Annotated in this window: 17 protein-coding genes; 15 read left to right on the top strand and 2 right to left on the bottom strand. The window is 46.3% G+C overall.

Features of this window, described 5'->3' with window-relative positions; translation table 11 throughout:
* Positions 1-254: 254 nt before the first annotated feature.
* Positions 255-1,670 carry a diguanylate cyclase gene (locus H4F65_RS05450; RefSeq protein ID WP_039311747.1) on the bottom strand — a complete coding sequence of 472 codons (1,416 nt, stop codon included), beginning with the start codon at positions 1,668-1,670 and terminating at the stop codon, positions 255-257.
* Positions 1,671-1,880: 210 nt separating this feature from the next.
* Between H4F65_RS05450 and dsrB the strand changes: the two genes are divergently transcribed.
* Complete coding sequence (dsrB, locus tag H4F65_RS05445; protein WP_010279481.1) at positions 1,881-2,084, top strand: protein DsrB; 204 nt, start codon at positions 1,881-1,883, stop codon at positions 2,082-2,084.
* Positions 2,085-2,243: 159 nt separating this feature from the next.
* On the opposite strand, the gene H4F65_RS05440 is transcribed toward dsrB, so the two are convergent.
* Entirely contained in the window at positions 2,244-3,965 is a 1,722-nt protein-coding gene (locus H4F65_RS05440; RefSeq protein ID WP_010279482.1) for a methyl-accepting chemotaxis protein, read from the bottom strand.
* Positions 3,966-4,274: 309 nt separating this feature from the next.
* Between H4F65_RS05440 and H4F65_RS05435 the strand changes: the two genes are divergently transcribed.
* From H4F65_RS05435 to flhA, 14 genes are all read left to right on the top strand, one after another.
* Positions 4,275-5,207 (top strand): DMT family transporter, encoded by a 933-nt coding sequence (locus H4F65_RS05435; protein ID WP_039311745.1) that lies wholly within the window; start codon positions 4,275-4,277, stop codon positions 5,205-5,207.
* 818 nt (positions 5,208-6,025) lie between these two features.
* Entirely contained in the window at positions 6,026-6,376 is a 351-nt protein-coding gene (flhD, locus tag H4F65_RS05430; RefSeq protein ID WP_010279486.1) for a flagellar transcriptional regulator FlhD, read from the top strand.
* Positions 6,377-6,379: 3 nt separating this feature from the next.
* The gene (gene flhC, locus H4F65_RS05425; protein WP_005970730.1) at positions 6,380-6,958 is read left to right on the top strand and encodes a flagellar transcriptional regulator FlhC; all 579 of its coding nucleotides are present in this window, start codon (positions 6,380-6,382) and stop codon (positions 6,956-6,958) included.
* A gap of 134 nt (positions 6,959-7,092) precedes the next feature.
* A complete protein-coding gene (gene motA, locus H4F65_RS05420) occupies positions 7,093-7,980 on the top strand; it encodes a flagellar motor stator protein MotA (protein WP_010279501.1) in 888 nt (295 codons plus the stop codon).
* Positions 7,977-9,032, top strand: coding sequence for a flagellar motor protein MotB (motB, locus tag H4F65_RS05415; RefSeq protein ID WP_010279505.1), 1,056 nt, complete (start codon positions 7,977-7,979; stop codon positions 9,030-9,032). Before motA ends, motB begins: the two co-directional genes overlap by 4 nt.
* Before the next feature lie 39 nt (positions 9,033-9,071).
* Positions 9,072-11,075 carry a chemotaxis protein CheA gene (gene cheA / locus H4F65_RS05410; RefSeq protein ID WP_172645003.1) on the top strand — a complete coding sequence of 668 codons (2,004 nt, stop codon included), beginning with the start codon at positions 9,072-9,074 and terminating at the stop codon, positions 11,073-11,075.
* A 31-nt stretch (positions 11,076-11,106) separates the two neighbouring features.
* On the top strand, positions 11,107-11,604 hold the full coding sequence (gene cheW, locus H4F65_RS05405; protein WP_010279509.1) for a chemotaxis protein CheW: 498 nt from the start codon (positions 11,107-11,109) through the stop codon (positions 11,602-11,604).
* Positions 11,605-11,739: 135 nt separating this feature from the next.
* Positions 11,740-13,425, top strand: a complete 1,686-nt coding sequence (locus H4F65_RS05400) for a methyl-accepting chemotaxis protein (RefSeq protein WP_010279510.1) — start codon at positions 11,740-11,742, stop codon at positions 13,423-13,425.
* Between the two features lie 512 nt (positions 13,426-13,937).
* Positions 13,938-14,810, top strand: a complete 873-nt coding sequence (cheR, locus tag H4F65_RS05395; protein ID WP_010279513.1) for a protein-glutamate O-methyltransferase CheR — start codon at positions 13,938-13,940, stop codon at positions 14,808-14,810.
* Positions 14,810-15,862 (top strand): protein-glutamate methylesterase/protein-glutamine glutaminase, encoded by a 1,053-nt coding sequence (locus H4F65_RS05390; RefSeq protein ID WP_010279517.1) that lies wholly within the window; start codon positions 14,810-14,812, stop codon positions 15,860-15,862. The genes cheR and H4F65_RS05390 overlap by 1 nt, the downstream gene beginning before the upstream one ends.
* Before the next feature lie 38 nt (positions 15,863-15,900).
* A complete protein-coding gene (gene cheY, locus H4F65_RS05385; protein ID WP_010279519.1) occupies positions 15,901-16,290 on the top strand; it encodes a chemotaxis response regulator CheY in 390 nt (129 codons plus the stop codon).
* 9 nt (positions 16,291-16,299) lie between these two features.
* The gene (gene cheZ, locus H4F65_RS05380; RefSeq protein WP_010279523.1) at positions 16,300-16,944 is read left to right on the top strand and encodes a protein phosphatase CheZ; all 645 of its coding nucleotides are present in this window, start codon (positions 16,300-16,302) and stop codon (positions 16,942-16,944) included.
* 244 nt (positions 16,945-17,188) lie between these two features.
* The gene (gene flhB, locus H4F65_RS05375; RefSeq protein WP_010279529.1) at positions 17,189-18,340 is read left to right on the top strand and encodes a flagellar biosynthesis protein FlhB; all 1,152 of its coding nucleotides are present in this window, start codon (positions 17,189-17,191) and stop codon (positions 18,338-18,340) included.
* Positions 18,333-20,330, top strand: a complete 1,998-nt coding sequence (gene flhA / locus H4F65_RS05370) for a flagellar biosynthesis protein FlhA (protein ID WP_205536102.1) — start codon at positions 18,333-18,335, stop codon at positions 20,328-20,330. The genes flhB and flhA overlap by 8 nt, the downstream gene beginning before the upstream one ends.
* The last annotated feature ends 6 nt before the right edge of the window (positions 20,331-20,336 follow it).

The raw sequence follows: 20,336 nt of genomic DNA, 5'->3' as shown, positions 1-20,336 counted from the left end.
AAATAAGATCAAACTATAAAAAGATTCACTGCATGACATATTGTCGACGATCATGCTTATTTATTGAATATGTATCAAATTTTTGGCGGGTTGGTTAGTAAAATCGTTGGTTTATCGTTTTCATGCTGTGAATTTGTTCAATGAAGGGGAATTCATCTGCTTGGTGAGGGAATGGTGCAAACCTGCGATGATGAATAGCGGGCTATTCTTTTCAGCTATGACCTGAAGTGCAGGTTTGCAACGAGATAAAATGATTATTCTTCCGGCGCGTATTCGATCCTGTTTCTGCCGTTGGCCTTGGCCTGATAGAGCGCATCGTCTGCTGCCTTTATCAAGCATTCATAATCGGGATGACCGCTATAGACAGCGATGCCTGCGCTTATGGTCATCGTAACGCTTTCACCGTTTTGAAGATAAATAGGGTGATCCTGGATTTTCTTCCTCAGCCGCTCGATGATGGTGTGGGCGGCGACTTTAGGCGTTTCAATAAGCACGATCATGAATTCTTCTCCGCCGTAACGGAAAACATAGTCGCTGTTCCTCGTGCTCCCATATAGCACTTCTGCAATCCTTTTCAGGATGCTATCGCCAGCGGCATGGCCATATGTGTCATTCACGGTTTTAAAATGGTCAATATCAATCATGGCGATGCTGAGCGAGGTGTTTGAGTGCATTGCCAGCGATATTTCATGTCTAAGGATGGTTGGCAGGAAGCGACGATTTAACAGAAGGGTCAATGTATCCTTACCGCTTTCCAGTTTTTGGACTTCGTCAAATAGCGATCCCAGCAGCATATTTATTTTATAAATTTTGCTTCTGACCGTTTTAAGTAGCGGGGCGTAATCCTGCTGTGTCAGTAGTGCGGTAGTACTATGATCGCGAATATAGTCATCCGTTTCCGTCATGATTGAGGCGATAGTGCGTATACCCTTAATATTACTGAAACTGGATTTCCCCTTATGGTTAAACCACAGGCCAAACTCTGAATCACTCAGGTCCTGGATACTGGAAAGAGGCGTACCAGTGGCAACACTAAAAATAAAGGCATTTTCCCAATTTAACAGCGATGCATTTTGACGCTCTCTCTCCATGCTGGAATTTTCCAGAATAGAAAATAGCCGATAGGATTCTTCATTTTTGGCTGCCAGATCGTGCGATTGTGAATAGGTTTTGCTCATTATCTCGATGGCAATATCCATAGAGATAGAGGCAAAACGCATCGCATCAAAGCATAGCGTTTTATCCTCTGTCACCTGTGCGATGTCTTCATAAAGGTGCCATTTTAAACGCCGGGCTCCGCGCTCAACCAGATCGACGGGAATACCAATACGCGCATGAATTTGACCAATTTTCTTTTGATGATTAATCAGGTCAGCCAGACTATCTCCGGTATTCGTTAAAATATCCACTATCCATTTGCTCATCGAACCATGGAGTCGATCGTGGACTTGCTGGCTGGAAAGAAACAGGGAAGCGTCTTGATCTTGGAGCATGTAGGAGTAGAACGCGTCAGCAAACTCGGAGGCTTTCTGAGCGGCGAGGGTTCGCAGTAGATTAAAAGATTTTTGTGAGGTTGTGGCTATCAATTGCATCCATTCTGATGTTATGACTTGATTGTAGTCTGACTCACCGTTATCTCTCTGTTCATTAACGTTCAATAGTTCGTTCAACTTTTAATCTCTTTTGCGAATATGTCGGATGTACTAGGATAGAAACGATCAATTTTTTGCCTGAATAATTGATATGTAATGACAGAGAGGGTCAATATGGCGTTGTTAAAAACAAATAAAATTAATCATTTCATGCAGGTACTATTCCTACCGTAGTCGTAAATGATAATGCTGTTTTTTTGATGTTAGAAGCTATTTTGAGATAAATTTATGAAAGTTAATGATCTGGTTACGGTTAAAACTGATGGAAAGGCGCGCCGGGAAGGGACGATTCTTGCTGTAGAAACGTTTCAGGAAGGGATTATGTATTTAGTTGCATTAAAAGATTACCCAGCTGGTGTCTGGTTTTTCAATGAGGTTGACAGCAAAGACGGGACGTTTGTTGAGCCAAAGGTCTTGCCAGAAAAAGAGTAAAGGGGAACATGTCGATATACGAGCATTGTTCGAGTGAACAATGCTCGCTGTTATACCCGTCATACTTCAAGCTGCATGTGCGTTGGCTTCTCTGGCTCACCCCGGTCACCTACTTGAGTAAGCTTCCGCCGGGGCATGCGCTTGTTGCTTTCTCCAGTATTAGAACGTTTCCCAGTTACCGTTTTCTGTATTAGCCTGACGGGGCAGGGCGAGTGATGAGCGGTCCTTAGCGGCGAGAGCGTTTGGCCGAACAGGAGCTGAATGGCTACTTGATAAATGGCTGGATAACTTAAATGTCGCAACGGCACGCGTGAGCAATGCTGCTTGCTCTTCCAACGATGCCGCTGCAGCACTGGCTTCCTGCACGAGCGAAGCATTCTGCTGTGTCACGCTGTCCATTTCGGATATCGCCTGACCAACCTGAGTAATTCCCCGACTTTGTTCGTCAGAAGCGGAAGCAATCTCCCCCATGATGTCGGTGACGTTAGTGACGGCATCGACGATCTCTTTCATGGTTTGACCCGCGTTATCAACCAGAACAGAGCCACTGTTGACCAGATTTACCGATTCAGAAATCAGCGTTTCTATCTCTTTTGCGGCTTGTGCACTGCGCTGTGCGAGGCTGCGAACTTCACTTGCTACGACGGCAAAACCGCGACCTTGCTCTCCCGCTCTGGCTGCTTCAACTGCCGCATTTAGTGCGAGAATATTCGTTTGGAAAGCAATGCTGTTAATAACGCTGGTAATTTCAGATATTTTTTTTGAGCTACCTGAAATACTGTTCATCGTGTTCACAACATTTGCAACGATCTCACCGCCTTGTTTGGCCTTTCCTGAAGCATTTGCCGCGAGCTGGCTGGCATGGTGTGCATTTTCTGAGTTTTGCTTCACGGTTGCGGTTAATTGCTCCATGCTTGCCGCAGTTTGTTCAAGTGCTGCGGCTTGCTGTTCGGTTCGCGAGGAAAGGTCGGTGTTACCGGATGAAATCTCCGTAGAACCTTGATAAATAGAGTCTGCACTTTCCCGAACGGTTGTGACGGTAGTGACCAGAGAAGACTGCATTTGCTGAACGTTGCTGGCTAGCGTGCCAATTTCATTCCTGCCATAACGGTCAGATAGTTGAGTCAAATCGCCTTGCGCAATACGCTGAATTCTCAGGACCAATTGATTTATTGGTTTGATGAGGATACTGCGGAGCAGGAAGAACGTCAGAAGCGTTAAAATAGTGGCCAGCGCAAAGCTGCCGCCCATCAACGAATATCCAAGCAGGGCATTTTTATGCGCTGTTTCGTTTAATTCTTTCGCTCTTTGCGTGCGATAAGCGACAGCCTCTAGCAAAAATTTATTATAGGCCAAATCTAAAACCCGGGTTTCTTCGGATTCGAGGGTGATGACCTCTTCAAACAGCCCTTCTTTTGCTGCAGTGAGCATCAGCATAAGGCCTTGATTGACATAAGCGTCATAGGATTTACGCAGATCGCCGTCCAACGCCATATCTTGAGGTGTTTTAACCGGGCGTTGTTCATAGACAAGGAAGGCTTTTTTTGATTGTTCCAGGCGCTGCTCAGCCTGTTTCAGGTTGTCATTGAAGACCTGAGAGTCGCCAATACGAGCCGCCGCTGCGGCCTGAATGAGCAGCAGACGTGCGGTGCGAAGGTGGTTGGAACTGTTTGAGATCCCCATTCGGGTATCGATTTCTTGTGTGACGTCGTCTAATGATTGATTGCTGCTTTGTAGAAAATAGCTGGATGTGCCGATAGATGCTGCAAATAACAGCATGATACCACCCAGAATAATGATGAATAAGGGAACTAGCCGTAAATTGCTCAGCATGCCGGCCTCGGCGTGCTGCTCAGACCTTGACGTTATTTTCATATCCATTCGCTCATTCTCAGGAATTTATGATTTACCATGCCACTCGCTGCGGCATTGGCGTTTAGGTTTTAGTGTCTACATTAATGACAATTCATTAGCTAAACAGCCAATGTAAAAGATAATCGGCATATATTGAGAAACCTTAATCAAATTCGGTGCGATCCCGATCACGTTTTTAACTCTTTAAAAAGAAAAGAGAAATACGTGATGCGAAATCATACAGATTGATAATAAAAAATAAAGAGTCTACCTCCTAACTTTATTTGTTTGAGGTTCAACGCTATTATGGCAAATCTATCTTCGGAGGAATTTTTCTTGGAAAAGCGCACGCATTTTTTTTCTGATAAAAAAGTTGTTTTTTTTATCGCCACATTATGCTGTTTGCTCTGGGGAAGTGCTTATCCGGCAATTAAAAATGGCTATGAGCTGTTTCACATTGCAGATGATGATATTCCTGGAAAACTCGTTTTTGCAGGCTACCGGTTCGCGTTCGCTGGGCTGTTGCTTTTGGTACTTGCTGTGCTAAGCGGACGTTCCATCGGGCGATTTCAGCGTGGACAGTTAGTTCAGTTGACCACACTGGGAATATTCCAGACATCGTTGCAATATGTTTTTTTCTACATCGGTCTGGCTTATACCACCGGCGTTAAAGGTTCGATCATGAATGCAACCAGTACTTTTTTCAGCGTACTGCTTGCTCATTATTTATACCAAAATGATAAATTAAATATCAACAAGCTAATTGGTTGTATATTAGGTTTTGCCGGTGTAATGGTTGTTAATATCAACAGCAACGGAATGAATATTGGTTTTACGCTGTTAGGTGATGGCTTCGTTGTTATTGCCGCATTTATTTTGTCTGCATCTACTATATATGGTAAGCGTATATCACAAACGATGGATCCAACCGTAATGACCGGTTACCAACTGGCTATTGGCGGGATCGTTTTAACGATATCAGGGTACTGTACTGGCGGGACACTCATCATACCGGATTGGAAAGCCGTACTGATGCTAGGCTACCTTATTTTGCTTTCTTCAGTCGCTTTTTCATTATGGAGCCAATTGCTGAAATATAATCGGGTCGGTATGGTCGCACCATTTAATTTCCTTATCCCGGTCTCTGGTACGCTGTTGTCAGCACTGTTTCTTAATGAAAGCATTCTGGAGTGGAAATATTTCTTTGCACTGGTGTTGGTATGCTCAGGTATTTGGCTGGTTAATCGAATTGTTAAAAGCGATCGGTAAATACCCTTATCACCCATTCATCTATCCTCCTGAAGGGACTGTCTGTAGCGTGATGTTTGAGATCGTTGAAGCCGTGAGTAACGTCATGCTGCAGTGCTTGTACTGAATCCCTGGCAATCACTAATTTCTTTAATATCAATACCGTAATGTTTAACCACCTTTTGCGACGAGAGCGGTATGATTTGTTGTCGTTGCGGCTGTGTCCTGGCAGAGGATAGATAAATGTTGCTTCATAACATGTGGTTAAGAGTTTTTTGGGTAAAAAGTGTAAGTTTTTCGTGAAAGGTATAAACTTACATAAAGGAGTGTGTTCTGAGCGCAAGGGATTTTTTGTATATCTATCATTTATATAGCAAGCAAATTGTTTCTTTTTTATTATTTTCAATGCTCTTTTTTTGTAACGTTTAGTGTGCGGTTTTGGCGGGAAAATAGGCATAAAAGTGATCTGACCAGACAGGGTTTAGCTCATAATGCTTTCATTTGTGTGATCTGTATCACATAATGGCCAAAATCATTCTTCCGTCGCGTTGTATGTGCTACGGATTAGGCGGTACAGTTGCGCTGTTTTAGGATTAATCCTATGCTTTGGTTGAAGCAAGTCTTCAGGGTGGAACTAAAAAGCAACGGATGAACGGATTCTCAGCGTGATGCGCAAAGTTGGCAAGTAACGATTGCCCGAATAAGAAATGATAAGTAGTAACTCGCAGTATCTGGCACCGATAGTTTTTTATGCCATCAATGGAGAGTGATTTTCGAACTGGGCGATATGGTCTATCACCTAACTTATGTTTTAAACATAGCCTGTCGGGATGGGAAATATGGGTACCTCTGAATTACTCAAACACATTTATGACATTAATCTGTCTTATTTGTTACTGGCGCAACGCTTAATTAATGATGAAAAAGCTTCTGCGATGTTTCGTCTTGGAATCAATGACGAGATGGCAGATATCTTGATGCAACTGACTTTACCGCAGATGGTGAAACTGGCAGAAACTAACCAACTGATATGCCATTTTCGTTTTAACGATCACAATACAATCAAAGTCTTGACTCAGGAATCACGTGTGGATGATTTGCAACAAATTCATACGGGGATTTTGTTGTCGAGTAACTTATTACAACAGTTAACTTCGAAAGAAGAAAACCTGCCTAAGAAAAGGGCATAAGTAATGGCGGAGAAAAGTATTGTTCAGGAGGCGAAAGACATCCAATTGGCGATGGAGCTCATTTCGCTCGGTGCTCGTTTACAGATGCTGGAAAGTGAAACTCAGTTAAGTCGCGGACGTTTGATTAAACTGTACAAAGAACTTAGAGGAAGTCCGCCGCCCAAGGGAATGCTACCTTTTTCAACGGATTGGTTTATGACCTGGGAACAGAATATTCATTCATCAATGTTCTACAACGCTTACAGTTTTTTAATCAAGAATGGGCAGTGTAGCGGTGTTGAAGCGGTTATTAAATCTTATCGACTTTACCTGGAACAGTGTGCGCCGCAGAGCGATTCTCCACTGTTGGCATTGACGCGGGCTTGGACATTAGTCCGTTTTGTTGACAGCGGCATGCTGCAACTATCGTCATGCAATTGCTGCAAAGGGATGTTCATTACTCACGCTCATCAACCTAAAAACAGTTTTGTTTGTAGTTTGTGCCAACCCCCTTCTAGAGCGGTAAAAAGGCGTAAACTTTCGCAAAATCTTGCCGATATAATACCTCAACTGCTGGATGAACAGGTAAAACACGCAGTCTGAGCCTGTAGCGATTTGTGAATCTATCACTGTTGGTTGTGAAGGCGGTGATAGATTTCTTCCTCTAGAACGTCCTGGCTACGGCTCCGCAGTTTTATCTCTCTTTCCGCCCACCTTTTTTATTATAAGGATTTCTTGTGCTGGTTATATTGGGTTATATCGTAATTGTGGCCTCGATACTCGGCGGTTATCTCATGGTCGGTGGGGCCTTGGGTGCGCTTTATCAACCTTCGGAGCTGCTGATCATCGGTGGTGCAGCGTTAGGTGCTTTCATCGTTGGTAACAATGGAAAGGCGATAAAAGCAACACTACGTGCACTCCCTCTTTTGGTCAAAAGTTCCAAGTACAATAAAGCACTGTATATGGACCTCATGGCCTTACTCTTTCGAGTGATGGCCAAATCCCGCCAGCAAGGGATGCTTTCCCTGGAGTTTGATATTGATAATCCTCGTGAGAGTGAAATCTTCTCAAGCTATCCGAATATTCTTGCTGACAACACCGTTGTTGAGTTTATTACCGATTATTTGCGTTTGATGGTCAGCGGTAACATGAATGCGTTTGAGATTGAAACGCTGATGGATGAAGAGATCGAGACTATTGAACATGAAAGTGAAGTGCCAGCGTCCAGCTTGACGATGATGGGTGACGGTCTTCCTGCATTTGGTATCGTCGCTGCCGTTATGGGGGTTGTTCACTCACTGGCCTATGTTGACCGGCCCGCAGCTGAGTTGGGGATGATGATCGCTCACGCCATGGTGGGTACCTTCCTGGGGATTCTACTTGCCTACGGTTTTGTCTCCCCATTAGCCGCGTTGCTGCGTCAAAAAAATGCAGAAAAAATCAAAGTATTGCAGTGCATTAAAGTCACTTTACTGTCGAGCCTCAATGGTTACGCTCCGCAAATTGCCGTTGAATTCGGTCGTAAAACGCTGTACTCAACGGAGCGTCCTTCCTTTACCGAATTGGAAGAGCACATTCGTCGTGTGAAATCGCCGACTCAGCAAGCGTCGGACAGTAACGCATGAAACATCAGCATCCCATTATTCGCAAGAAGCGTAAGTCTGGACATGGGGGCCACCACGGTGGCTCCTGGAAGATTGCCTACGCTGACTTCATGACAGCAATGATGGCATTGTTTCTTGTAATGTGGCTTATCGCAATTTCTACGCCAATGCAGCTAGCCCAAATCGCAGAGTACTTCCGTACTCCATTAAAGGTTGCGTTAACTTCAGGTTCTAAATCAAGCGACAGTTCCAGCCCGATTCCGGGGGGGGGGAATGACCCCACTCAGCAAGATGGTGAAGTGAAAAAGGCCATCAAGACAGATAATGTAGAAAAGAAGCTGGACGAGGTTCGACTCAATAGATTGCGTGAACGTCTGGATCAGTTAATTGAGGCCGATCCTCGCTTACGTGCACTTCGTCCACATCTGTTAATTGAAATGATTGATGAAGGGTTACGTATCCAAATCATCGATAGTCAAAATCGCCCCATGTTTAAAACCGGGAGCGCGCAGGTTGAGCCCTATATGCGAGATATCCTGCGTGCGATAGCTCCTATCCTGAACGATTTCCCTAATAAACTGAGTATCTCAGGCCATACCGACGATGTTCAGTATACGACAGGGGAACGTGGTTATAGTAACTGGGAATTGTCCGCAGATCGTGCCAATGCATCACGTCGAGAACTTATTTTTGGGGGCTTGTCTGATGGAAAAGTTTTGCGCGTTGTGGGTATGGCTGCGACAATGAGCCTCAAACAGGCGACAGGTGGAAATGATGCGATTAACAGACGCATCAGTTTGCTGGTGTTGAGCAGGCAAGCTCAAAAAGATATTGAAGAAGAAAATGCAGAAAGCTCTGCTGTAAATATAGACAAGGTGGAAAATTTACAAAATATGGAGTTGGATAAGCCTAAACCTACCACTCCGGCTGCCGAAAATAGTGATAACAACAATACGAGTGGAAGTGGTGGGGCATCGCCACAACCAACTAATGGAGTTCCTGCTCCAGAGCGTCAGCAGCCAACCACCGCGTTGCCTGCTGCGCCCGATAGCCAGGCGACGCCTTCTCAATAAGCCGCGATTCACAGCAGAGGTGACCACGTGAGCATGGACATGAGTGCTTTCTATCAAACGTTCTTTGATGAAGCAGATGAATTACTGGCCGATATGGAACAACACTTATTGTTGTTAGATCCGTCAGAACCCGACACCGAGCAATTGAATGCGATTTTCCGTGCTGCCCACTCCATAAAAGGGGGGGCTGGCACATTCGGTTTTAAAGTACTGCAGGAAACTACGCACCTGTTAGAAAACCTACTCGATGGGGCAAGACGTGGCGAAATGCGTCTTAGCACTGATATCATCAACCTGTTTCTGGAAACAAAAGACATTATGCAGGATCAGTTGGACGCTTATAAAACCGCACAGGAACCCAATGCTGAAAGCTTTGAGTATATCTGTCAGGCCTTGCGCCAGCTTGCTCTGGAGTCTAAAGCCGATGGTGATGCTGCACAGACTGATGCGCCGGCTGCAACACAGCACTCTGCCAGCTCAGCATCTAACGGTGCAGGTAAAGGTGAAATGCGTATCGCATTAACTGGCCTGAAGTCTCAGGAAATACCTCAGATGCTGGAAGAGCTTGGCAATCTGGGGACGGTTAAAGATCCTCACCAGACTGACACTAGCGTAGAAGTGACATTGGTCACGTCTGAAAGCGAAGACGATATTAGCGCAGTACTGTGTTTTGTACTTGAACCTGAGCAAATCAGCTTCAAATCTGCCGTGGCCAGCCAACCTGCCGTTGCTGAAGCCGTAGAGACATTAGCTGTAGTTGAAGCACCCGTCGCCGCTGCTCCGGTGGCCCCGTCTGCGCCAGTTGCTGCAAAACCGCAAGCTGCACCGGAAAATGGAAAAAATAAAGCAAAAACCGGTGATACCAGTATTCGTGTAGCAGTTGAGAAGGTTGACCAGCTTATCAACCTCGTTGGTGAGTTAGTGATTACGCAGTCCATGCTGGCGCAGCGCTCCAGTGAACTCGATCCTGTGGCACACGGCGATCTGCTCAACAGTATGGGCCAGTTGGAACGTAACGCCCGCGATCTGCAAGAATCGGTTATGTCCATCCGTATGATGCCGATGGAATATGTATTTAGCCGTTTCCCTCGATTGGTTCGTGACCTGGCTGCGAAATTGGATAAGCAGGTTGAACTAACGCTGATGGGGAGTTCGACTGAGCTGGATAAGAGTTTGATTGAACGTATTATCGATCCTCTGACGCACCTGGTGCGTAACAGTCTCGATCACGGTATTGAATCTCCAGATAAACGCGTAGCTGCAGGTAAGTCTGCGGTGGGTAACTTGACGCTTTCTGCGGAACATCAGGGCGGTAACATCTGTATTGAGGTTATCGACGATGGGGCAGGACTCAACCGCGAGAGAATTCTGGCTAAAGCCTTGTCCCAAGGTTTAGCGGTGAATGACTCGATGTCTGATGAAGAAGTGGGCATGTTGATCTTTGCTCCAGGCTTTTCAACCGCGGAGAAAGTCACGGACGTTTCTGGCCGTGGTGTCGGCATGGACGTAGTGAAGCGAAATATTCAGGAAATGGGTGGTCATGTCGAAATCCACTTCCAGGCTGGAAAAGGCACGACGATCAGAATCCTGTTGCCATTAACGCTTGCGATCCTTGATGGCATGTCCGTTAAAGTTAACAACGAAGTCTTTATTCTACCGCTTAATGCCGTGATGGAATCCTTGCAGCCGCAGTCGGAAGACCTGTATCCGTTAGCTGGCGGAGAAAGGGTATTGCAGGTTCGTGGTGAATATTTACCTCTCGTTGAACTGTTCCATATCTTTGATGTGGATGGCGCTAAGACGGATGCTACTCAGGGTATTGTCGTTATTCTGCAAAGTGCGGGTCGACGTTATGCCTTGCTGGTCGATCAGCTGATTGGGCAGCATCAGGTTGTCGTCAAAAACCTGGAAAGTAATTATCGCAAGGTGCCAGGCGTTTCAGCCGCTACCATCCTTGGTGATGGCAGCGTTGCGCTGATTGTGGATGTTTCAGCGTTACAAGCGCTTAATCGTGAAAAGCGTGCGGTTGAAACTGCTGCTTAATAAAACAGATCGTTAATAAAGGGTGGAAAACATGACTGGACTTGCAAGCGTCACGAAATTAACTGGCGAAACAGTAGGACAGGAATTCCTGATTTTTACGCTGGGTGACGAAGAGTACGGCGTTGACATTTTAAAAGTACAAGAAATTCGCGGTTATGACCAGGTAACGCGTATTGCCAACACACCGTCCTTCATTAAAGGTGTCACCAACCTACGCGGTGTCATTGTACCGATCGTTGACTTGCGCATTAAATTCGCCAAGCAGGATGTTGAATACGATGACAACACGGTTGTTATTGTTCTCAACCTTGGTCAGCGCGTTGTCGGGATTGTTGTAGATGGCGTGTCTGATGTGTTGTCATTGACCGCAGACCAAATTCGTCCCGCGCCGGAGTTTGCTGTAACGCTGTCAACAGAATACCTGACTGGTTTAGGTTCTCTGGGCGAGAGAATGCTGATTCTGGTTGATATCGAGAAACTGTTGAGTAGCGAAGAAATGGCGCTGGTTGATAGCGTATTGAAAGTCTAATCTATCGGCCTTCAGGGGCTACGAAAGTGGCCCCGAAAACCTTCCTTAGTCATATCCTTGTCAGTTCAGAAATTCGTAAAGATATCCAGAATAATGCCGATATCATCGGTGGTTGGTCTACTCAAAAGGCGTTATATGTTTAACCGTATAAAAGTTGTTACAGGTCTGATGCTTGTACTGGTGTTGTTTGGAGCACTTCAGCTTATTTCTGGTGGTTTATTCTTCAGTGCATTAAAAAATGATAAGGATATCTTCAGTTCAACGCAGATTATTAACCAAAAGCGTTCCGAGCTTGATTCAGCATGGTCATATTTATTACAGACTCGCAATACACTTAACCGCGCGGGGACGCGTTTTGCACTCGATGCAAGCGGTACGGGTGCGGGTGCTGGCGGTAAAGAGCTTCTGGTCTCTGCTCAAAGGCAACTGTCTGTCGCAAATGATTTTTTCTCCCGCTATGAAAAAGTACCGCAGGATGCGCGTCAGGACGAAAGCGTTACTCGGGGCGTAAAAGAGAATTATGTGGCTCTGAACGGTGCATTAACTGAATTAATTCAGTTTTTGAATGCAGGGGAATTTAAGAAGTTCGTTGAGCAACCAACACAGAGTTTTCAAGACAACTTTGAAAAAGCGTATTACGCCTATAAAGCTGAAAGCGACAAACTTTATCAGGCTGGTATAGCTAAAAATGATGCAGCTTACGACTCGGCGCTCTGGATCCTTGGCTTCATTATAGTGTTGGTTTTTGCGTTAGCGCTGATTTCCTGGGTTGGTATTCAACAGCTATTAATAAGGCCGCTAAATAATATTGTTGAACATATTCGTCATATTGCGAAAGGCGATCTGACAAAAACGACTAACTTCCACAGCAGCAATGAAATGGGCATTCTGGCTGACAGTATTCGCCATATGCAAAGTGAGTTTGTTTCAACGGTTAGTGCGGTTCGACAAGGTGCCGATGCCATTTATACCGGTGCTACAGAAATTAGCGCTGGTAATAACGATCTTTCATCGCGTACCGAGCAACAGGCTGCTTCATTAGAAGAAACGGCAGCAAGCATGGAGCAGTTGACCGCAACAGTTAAACAGAATGCGGAAAATGCTCGTCAGGCCAGCCAGTTGGCGCTGAGTGCCTCAGAGACGGCGCAGAAGGGCGGCAAGGTCGTCGATAATGTTGTCAAAACCATGCACAATATTGCTGGAAGTTCGCAAAAAATTGCCGATATTACTAGTGTGATTGATGGTATTGCTTTCCAGACCAACATTCTTGCGCTGAATGCGGCGGTTGAAGCAGCCAGAGCAGGGGAACAAGGCCGTGGGTTTGCGGTTGTGGCAGGTGAAGTCCGTAATTTGGCACAGCGTAGTGCGCAGGCTGCGAAAGAAATTAAAAGTTTGATTGAAGATTCTGTCAGCCGAGTCGATGAAGGTTCTGTACTGGTTGAAAGTGCGGGCGAGACGATGGGTGAAATCGTCAGTGCTGTCACTCGTGTAACGGATATTATGGGTGAAATCGCCTCGGCTTCTGATGAGCAAAGCAAAGGTATTGATCAGGTCGGCCAGGCGGTAACTGAGATGGATCGGGTTACGCAGCAAAACGCCTCCTTGGTTGAAGAATCTGCCGCTGCGGCTGTTGCATTGGAAGAACAGGTGAAAGTGTTGAATCAGGCTGTTGCCGTATTCCGCCTCTCTGAAGATGCGGGTTCGTTTAGAAGGACGACACCGGCGACAGCAGGCCAAAAACCTGCATTGTTAGCTTCATCAGCGAATGGTGGTAAGAAAGCGAAAGAAGGTTTATCAAATGATAATTGGGAAACGTTCTGATCAGAATCGTCATATAGGCTATAAGTAACTCAAGCTGTAGGGACACTGAGCTAATCCCCAGCCGCTTACGTGTAGGTGGCTGGGTGATTGTTGACTCGCCATAATTTAGAAAAATGAACATGCGAGTAATTGATCGGTGCACACTTGAGATTGGTGAGTAATACAGCACACGGTGCTTTGAAGCAGGGTAATTCATGATATTGTTCAATCTGTAACTTATGTTATGGATATGATGGGGTGAGGCTGGTTTTGGTATTAAAGCCAAATAATAAAGCAGGTAGCACAGCTGTGATGAGAGGGACGACGCCACCCGACAGCATGTGGCTTTGGTAGAACGAACACGCTGACCTGTTCAGTTTGCAGAACTTGCGGGGTGTATTACCAATACAGTGTCAGTTTTAATCGTAATGCGATGAGTAATTGGCGAATGACAATAAAAACCTGCGTTAGCTGTAAAGGAAAGTTCAGATTGAAAAAAACCATAGCAAAAAACACTATTCGAGCGGTTTGATATGAAAAGTTCACCGTCACAAAATCGCCCTGAATCTGCCTCTATTCTGACGCAGATGGTTGATAGATTGCCGTTGTCGGACACCCATTTCCGGCGAATCAGTCAACTAATATATCAGCGTGCCGGCATTGTTCTGGCCGATCACAAACGTGAAATGGTTTATAACCGTTTGGTTAGACGTCTCCGTTTGCTTGGAATCAATGATTTCGGTCAGTACTTAGCATTATTAGAGTCAGATCCTAATAGTGCAGAATGGCAAGCCTTTGTTAATGCGTTAACCACTAACCTGACGGCGTTTTTCCGCGAAGCTCACCACTTTCCTATATTGGCTGAGCATGCCAGGAAACGTCCAAATGGCTACACCATCTGGAGTACGGCCGCCTCTACAGGGGAAGAACCTTATTCGCTGGCGATGACACTTGCAGAAGTCTTAGGTAATAAAGCGAGTGGATGTCAGGTATGGGCCAGCGATATTGATACTCAGGTATTAGAAAAGGCAACGGCTGGCATCTATCGTCAGGAAGAGTTGCGCTCTCTTTCTCCACAGCAATTACAGCGGTTTTTTTTACGCGGTACTGGGCCACATAGTGGTTTGGTTCGTGTTCGCCCTGAGCTTGCGTCAATGGTGCATTTCCAACAATTAAATCTGCTCGCACCTGATTGGTCCGTTCCTGCGCCATTTGATGCTATTTTTTGTCGTAATGTAATGATTTATTTCGATAAAGAAACTCAAGAGCGTATTCTCCGTCGATTCGTCCCGATGCTTAAACCGGGAGGATTGTTATTTGCCGGGCATTCAGAGAATTTCAGCCAGATCAGTCGCGAGTTCTATTTGCGTGGGCAAACTGTATATGGACTGGCTAAGGAAAGATAATGAGCAAGATAAGAGTATTATGTGTTGATGATTCTGCCCTAATGCGTCAGATCATGACTGAAATAATTAATAGCCATTCTGATATGGAAGTTGTCGCAACCGCGCCGGATCCATTAGTTGCTCGTGATTTGATTAAAAAATTCAATCCCCAGGTATTAACTCTTGATGTTGAAATGCCTCGTATGGATGGGTTGGATTTTCTTGAGAAGCTTATGCGTTTGCGTCCGATGCCTGTTGTCATGGTGTCGTCCCTGACGGGAAAAGGCTCAGAAATTACGCTGCGCGCGTTGGAGCTTGGTGCGATTGATTTTGTCACCAAGCCTCAGTTAGGTATCCGTGAGGGGATGCTGGCATATAGCGAACTGATTGCGGAAAAAATTCGTATGGCCGCGAAGGCGCGTCTGCCGCAACGTAGCACTGGGGCAGAGCCGACAAAAATTATTCAGCATACGCCACTGTTAAGTAGTGAGAAATTGATCGCGATTGGTGCGTCAACGGGGGGAACGGAAGCGATACGGCATGTATTACAGCCTCTACCACCGACAAGCCCTGCATTACTGATCACACAGCATATGCCACCTGGCTTTACGAAGTCTTTCGCCGAGCGTTTGAACAAGCTATGTCAGATTACGGTGAAAGAAGCAGAAGATGGGGAACGTGTGCTTCCTGGCCATGCATACATTGCACCAGGCGCACGCCATCTTGAACTGGCTCGTAGTGGGGCAAACTATCAAGTACGTTTAAATGATGGACCTCCCGTCAATCGGCATCGTCCATCAGTCGATGTGTTATTCCGTTCGGTTGCGCAATACGCCGGGCGAAATGCCGTAGGGGTAATCCTCACTGGGATGGGGAATGATGGGGCTGCCGGCATGTTGGAACTCCATCAGGCTGGTGCTTATACTTTGGCCCAAAATGAAGCAAGTTGTGTGGTTTTCGGGATGCCACGTGAAGCGATTGCGATGGGTGGCGTCGATGAAGTGGTGGATTTGCACCAGGTGAGCCAGCGTATGTTGGCACAAATCTCTGCCGGACAGGCATTACGTATATAAGCAGCTCTCGGTGAGCAATAAATATTTTAGGAGTAGGTATGGCCGATAAAGAACTCAGATTTCTGGTAGTGGATGATTTTTCGACGATGCGCCGAATTGTCCGTAACCTGCTGAAGGAACTGGGCTTTAATAACGTAGAAGAGGCAGAAGACGGCGCAGATGCACTGAACAAGCTTCGCGCTGGTGCTTTTGATTTCGTCATTTCTGACTGGAATATGCCCAATATGGATGGACTGGAGTTATTACAGACTATTCGTGCTGACGGCGCGCTTTCCAGCCTTCCCGTGCTGATGGTAACGGCAGAAGCGAAGAAAGAAAACATTATCGCTGCGGCACAAGCGGGTGCTAGCGGCTATGTAGTTAAACCATTTACTGCAGCTACCCTTGAAGAAAAACTGAGTAAGATTTTCGAAAAACTGGGTATGTAAGGGGATCTTATGACGCCACATATGCCGTCCGTGAACGACACAGCTTCAGCAACCGAGATCATTTCGCGTATCGGCCAATTGACTCGTATGCTGCGCGACAGTTTGAAAGAGCTGGGTCTGGATAATGCGATAGCAGAAGCAGCAGAGGCTATTCCTGATGCCCGCGATCGCCTTGACTATGTTGTCCAGATGACTGCGCAAGCTGCAGAGCGTGCTCTGAACTGCGTAGAAGCTGCACAACCACGTCAAAACCAACTAGAAGCGGATGCCAAATCCCTGAAAACCCGTTGGGATGAATGGTTTGAAAATCCAATTGAACTGGCAGATGCGCGTGAATTAGTGACGGATACGCGTAGCTATCTTGAGGATGTACCACAGCATACCTCGTTTACCAATGCTCAGTTGTTGGAAATTATGATGGCGCAGGATTTCCAGGACCTTACTGGTCAGGTAATCAAGCGTATGATGGATGTTGTCCAGGAGATTGAAAAACAACTGCTGATGGTGTTGCTGGAAAATATTCCAGAAAAACCAGATGCACCTAAGCGTGCAAATGATGGTCTGCTTAATGGACCTCAGTTGGATAAAGGTGCCGCAGGTATTGTTGCCAATCAGGATCAGGTTGATGATCTTCTGGATAGTCTTGGGTTCTAATGAATCTTTCTTCAAGAAAGGAAGTCACTCCCTTTCTTGAAAAGATGACGAACACCATGACTCGGTTATTTATGGCCTGTGTTTATGGCCATAAATAGCTAAATCGTTTTTCCCTTCCCCCTTAATTCTTACTATGCGTTAAAGAAGCGTTAGTTTTTCTCGTTGTTCCAGCCATAAAACTTTCTCGTATTTGTCATGCTAGGCAGCAAATTCCTATCCCGAAAGTCGTAACAGGAACGCCATAGTGGCTGAAGATAGCGATCTAGAAAAAACAGAAGCCCCCACCCCCCAAAAAGAGGAAAAGGCGCGTGAAGAAGGGCAGATCCCGCGATCGCGAGAGCTGACTTCTGTTCTGATGATGGTCGCAGGTCTGGCTATTTTGTGGATGGGAGGCGAAGCCATGGCTGGCCGATTGGCCAGAATTGTCTCACAGTCGTTAAATTTTGATTACGCAACGATTGGTGATGACACTCAAATGCTACGGCATGTTGGCTCATTACTGCGTCAGGCGGTATCGGCGTTGATACCTATTTTGCTAGGGGCTGTGTTGGTTGCGTTGTCTGCGCCTTTGCTGCTTGGTGGGATATTATTTAGTACCAAATCATTAAAGGTTGATTTCAAAAAATTAGATCCTATTTCTGGGCTGAAACGGTTGTTTTCCGCCCAATCACTGGCTGAGCTTTTCAAGGCAATATTGAAATCAGTCATGGTCGGAATCATTAGTACCTTCTTCTTGATTCATAACTGGCCGAAGATATTGCATCTGGTATCCGAAGCGCCGATTACGGCGATGGGGGATGCGCTGGAACTGGCCGTGATGTGTGGTTTCCTTATCATCATGGGGCTCATTCCCATGGTTGCTTTTGATGTGTTTTGGCAAGTTTGGAGCCACATCAAAAAGCTGCGAATGAGCAAGCAGGAAATTCGTGATGAGCATAAACAGAACGAAGGCGACCCTCATGTTAAAGGCCGCATTCGTCAGCAGCAGAGAGCAATAGCTCAGCGTAGAATGATGGCTGATGTGCCTAAGGCTGATGTGATAGTCACTAACCCGACGCATTATGCGGTAGCATTACGTTATGATGAGAAAAAAATGAATGCGCCGAGAGTGCTAGCTAAAGGGGCTGGTGAGATCGCGCTGCGTATTCGTGAGTTAGGGGCCGAACATCGCGTTCCTATTTTAGAAGCTCCTCCGTTGGCGCGAGCGTTATTTCGCCATTCAGAGGTCGGACAGCATATTCCGGCTGCGCTGTATGCCGCCGTTGCAGAAGTCTTAGCCTGGGTTTATCAACTGAAACGCTGGAAGCGGGAAGGTGGATTAATTCCTAGAAAACCGAAACATCTACCAGTGCCGGATGCACTGGATTTTGCTAAAGAGAATACTACTGATGGCTAATTTGGCCTCTTTGCTTCGTTTACCGAGTAATATGAAAGGTACCCAATGGCAAATATTAGCCGGACCAATACTGATCCTGCTGATACTTTCCATGATGGTATTGCCGCTGCCGCCATTCATTCTGGATCTGTTATTTACCTTTAACATTGCACTGTCCATCATGGTATTGCTGGTTGCAATGTTTACGCAGCGGACGCTGGAGTTTGCTGCGTTTCCTACGATTCTGCTGTTTTCTACTTTATTGCGTCTTTCGCTCAACGTTGCTTCTACCCGTATCATTTTACTGGAAGGGCATACAGGGACGGCCGCCGCGGGTAAAGTTGTTGAAGCATTTGGTCACTTTCTGGTAGGCGGAAATTTTGCCATTGGTATTGTGGTCTTTATCATTCTTGTCTTAATCAACTTCATGGTTATCACCAAAGGTGCTGGACGTATCGCTGAAGTCGGTGCCCGCTTTGTGTTGGATGGTATGCCAGGCAAACAGATGGCGATCGATGCCGATCTTAATGCTGGGATCATTGGTGAAGAAGAAGCGAAAAAGCGCCGTGCTGAAGTCACTCAGGAGTCAGACTTCTACGGCTCAATGGACGGTGCCAGTAAATTCGTGCGCGGTGACGCTGTTGCCGGACTGATTATCATGGTCATCAACATCGTTGGTGGGTTAATCGTCGGTGTTGTTCAGCACAACATGCCGGTAGGGCAGGCCGCAGAAAGCTATACGCTGCTTACTATCGGTGATGGTTTGGTTGCCCAGATTCCTGCTCTGATTATTTCTACCGCCGCGGGTGTCATTGTTACTCGCGTGAGTACCGATCAGGACGTTGGCCAGCAGATGGTCACCCAGCTATTCAATAACCCACGAGTGATGGTGCTGAGTGCGGCGGTTATTGGACTTATTGGTCTGGTTCCAGGAATGCCCAACTTTGTCTTTCTGCTATTTACAGCATCTTTGTTAGGGCTTGCCTGGTGGATGCGTGGAGAACAGCAAAAAGAACCCGTGATGCAACCTATACCAGCATCAATGGAGAAGCATCAGGTTATTGAAGCCAGCTGGTCTGACGTACAGCTTGAAGATCCGCTAGGTATGGAAGTTGGCTATCGATTAATCCCAATGGTTGACGCGCAGCAAGATGGCGAGCTGCTGGGCAGGATTCGTAGTATCAGAAAGAAGTTTGCCCAGGAAATGGGATACTTACCGCCAGTGGTTCATATCCGGGATAATTTGGAACTTCAGCCTGCCAGCTATCGTATATTGATGAAAGGTGTTGAGGTGGGTAGCGGTGAGGCTCATCCAGGTCGTTGGATGGCGATCAATCCGGGCAATGCGGTTGGCTCTTTGTCTGGGGATATCACGCAGGATCCGGCGTTTGGGCTGCCAGCGGTTTGGATTGATAATGCTCTCAAAGATCAAGCTCAGGCTCAAGGGTTCACGGTCGTAGAGGCAAGTACGGTAGTAGCAACGCACCTGAACCACTTAATTGCATTGCATGCCAGTGAACTGTTTGGACGGCAGGAAGCTCAGCAATTGATGGACCGCGTTGCGCAGGAAATGCCAAAACTGACAGAAGATTTCATTCCGGGCGTAGTGACGTTAACGACTTTGCATAAGGTCTTACAGAATTTGCTTAGCGAGAGGGTGTCGATTAGGGATATGCGTACCATCATGGAGACATTGGCTGAACATGCGCCGGTGCAACCAGATCCTTATGAACTCACTACGGTGGTTAGGGTCGCTTTGGGACGTGCGATTACCCAGCAGTGGTTCCCTGGAGATAGTGAACTTCAGGTTATCGGTTTGGAAGGCTCATTGGAACGCCTTCTGTTACAGGCGCTTCAAGGAGGTGGCGGTCTCGAACCGGGGCTTGCCGATCGCTTGCTTGCCCGGTTCCTGCACCGTAGTCTGCCAAACATGGCCGTACTTTCTAATTTAGAAATCAGCGATCATCGCCAGATTCGCATGACATCAGTGATAGGGGAAGCTCAGAAGTGAGGAAGA

The sequence above is a fragment of the Pectobacterium brasiliense genome (assembly GCF_016950255.1).
Taxonomy (GTDB): domain Bacteria; phylum Pseudomonadota; class Gammaproteobacteria; order Enterobacterales; family Enterobacteriaceae; genus Pectobacterium; species Pectobacterium brasiliense.
Note: the sequence above shows the minus strand (reverse complement) of the source record. Positions and strands in the feature narration are given on the sequence as shown.

Coding starts and splice junctions, on each gene's coding strand:
- flhD (WP_010279486.1), top strand. CDS start 6,026: ATGGGTACCTCTGAATTACTCAAACACATTTATGACATTAATCTGTCT.
- flhA (WP_205536102.1), top strand. CDS start 18,333: ATGGCTAATTTGGCCTCTTTGCTTCGTTTACCGAGTAATATGAAAGGT.
- flhC (WP_005970730.1), top strand. CDS start 6,380: ATGGCGGAGAAAAGTATTGTTCAGGAGGCGAAAGACATCCAATTGGCG.
- dsrB (WP_010279481.1), top strand. CDS start 1,881: ATGAAAGTTAATGATCTGGTTACGGTTAAAACTGATGGAAAGGCGCGC.
- cheY (WP_010279519.1), top strand. CDS start 15,901: ATGGCCGATAAAGAACTCAGATTTCTGGTAGTGGATGATTTTTCGACG.
- cheR (WP_010279513.1), top strand. CDS start 13,938: ATGAAAAGTTCACCGTCACAAAATCGCCCTGAATCTGCCTCTATTCTG.
- cheW (WP_010279509.1), top strand. CDS start 11,107: ATGACTGGACTTGCAAGCGTCACGAAATTAACTGGCGAAACAGTAGGA.
- cheZ (WP_010279523.1), top strand. CDS start 16,300: ATGACGCCACATATGCCGTCCGTGAACGACACAGCTTCAGCAACCGAG.
- H4F65_RS05400 (WP_010279510.1), top strand. CDS start 11,740: ATGTTTAACCGTATAAAAGTTGTTACAGGTCTGATGCTTGTACTGGTG.
- motB (WP_010279505.1), top strand. CDS start 7,977: ATGAAACATCAGCATCCCATTATTCGCAAGAAGCGTAAGTCTGGACAT.
- H4F65_RS05440 (WP_010279482.1), bottom strand. CDS start 3,965: ATGGATATGAAAATAACGTCAAGGTCTGAGCAGCACGCCGAGGCCGGC.
- H4F65_RS05390 (WP_010279517.1), top strand. CDS start 14,810: ATGAGCAAGATAAGAGTATTATGTGTTGATGATTCTGCCCTAATGCGT.
- cheA (WP_172645003.1), top strand. CDS start 9,072: ATGAGTGCTTTCTATCAAACGTTCTTTGATGAAGCAGATGAATTACTG.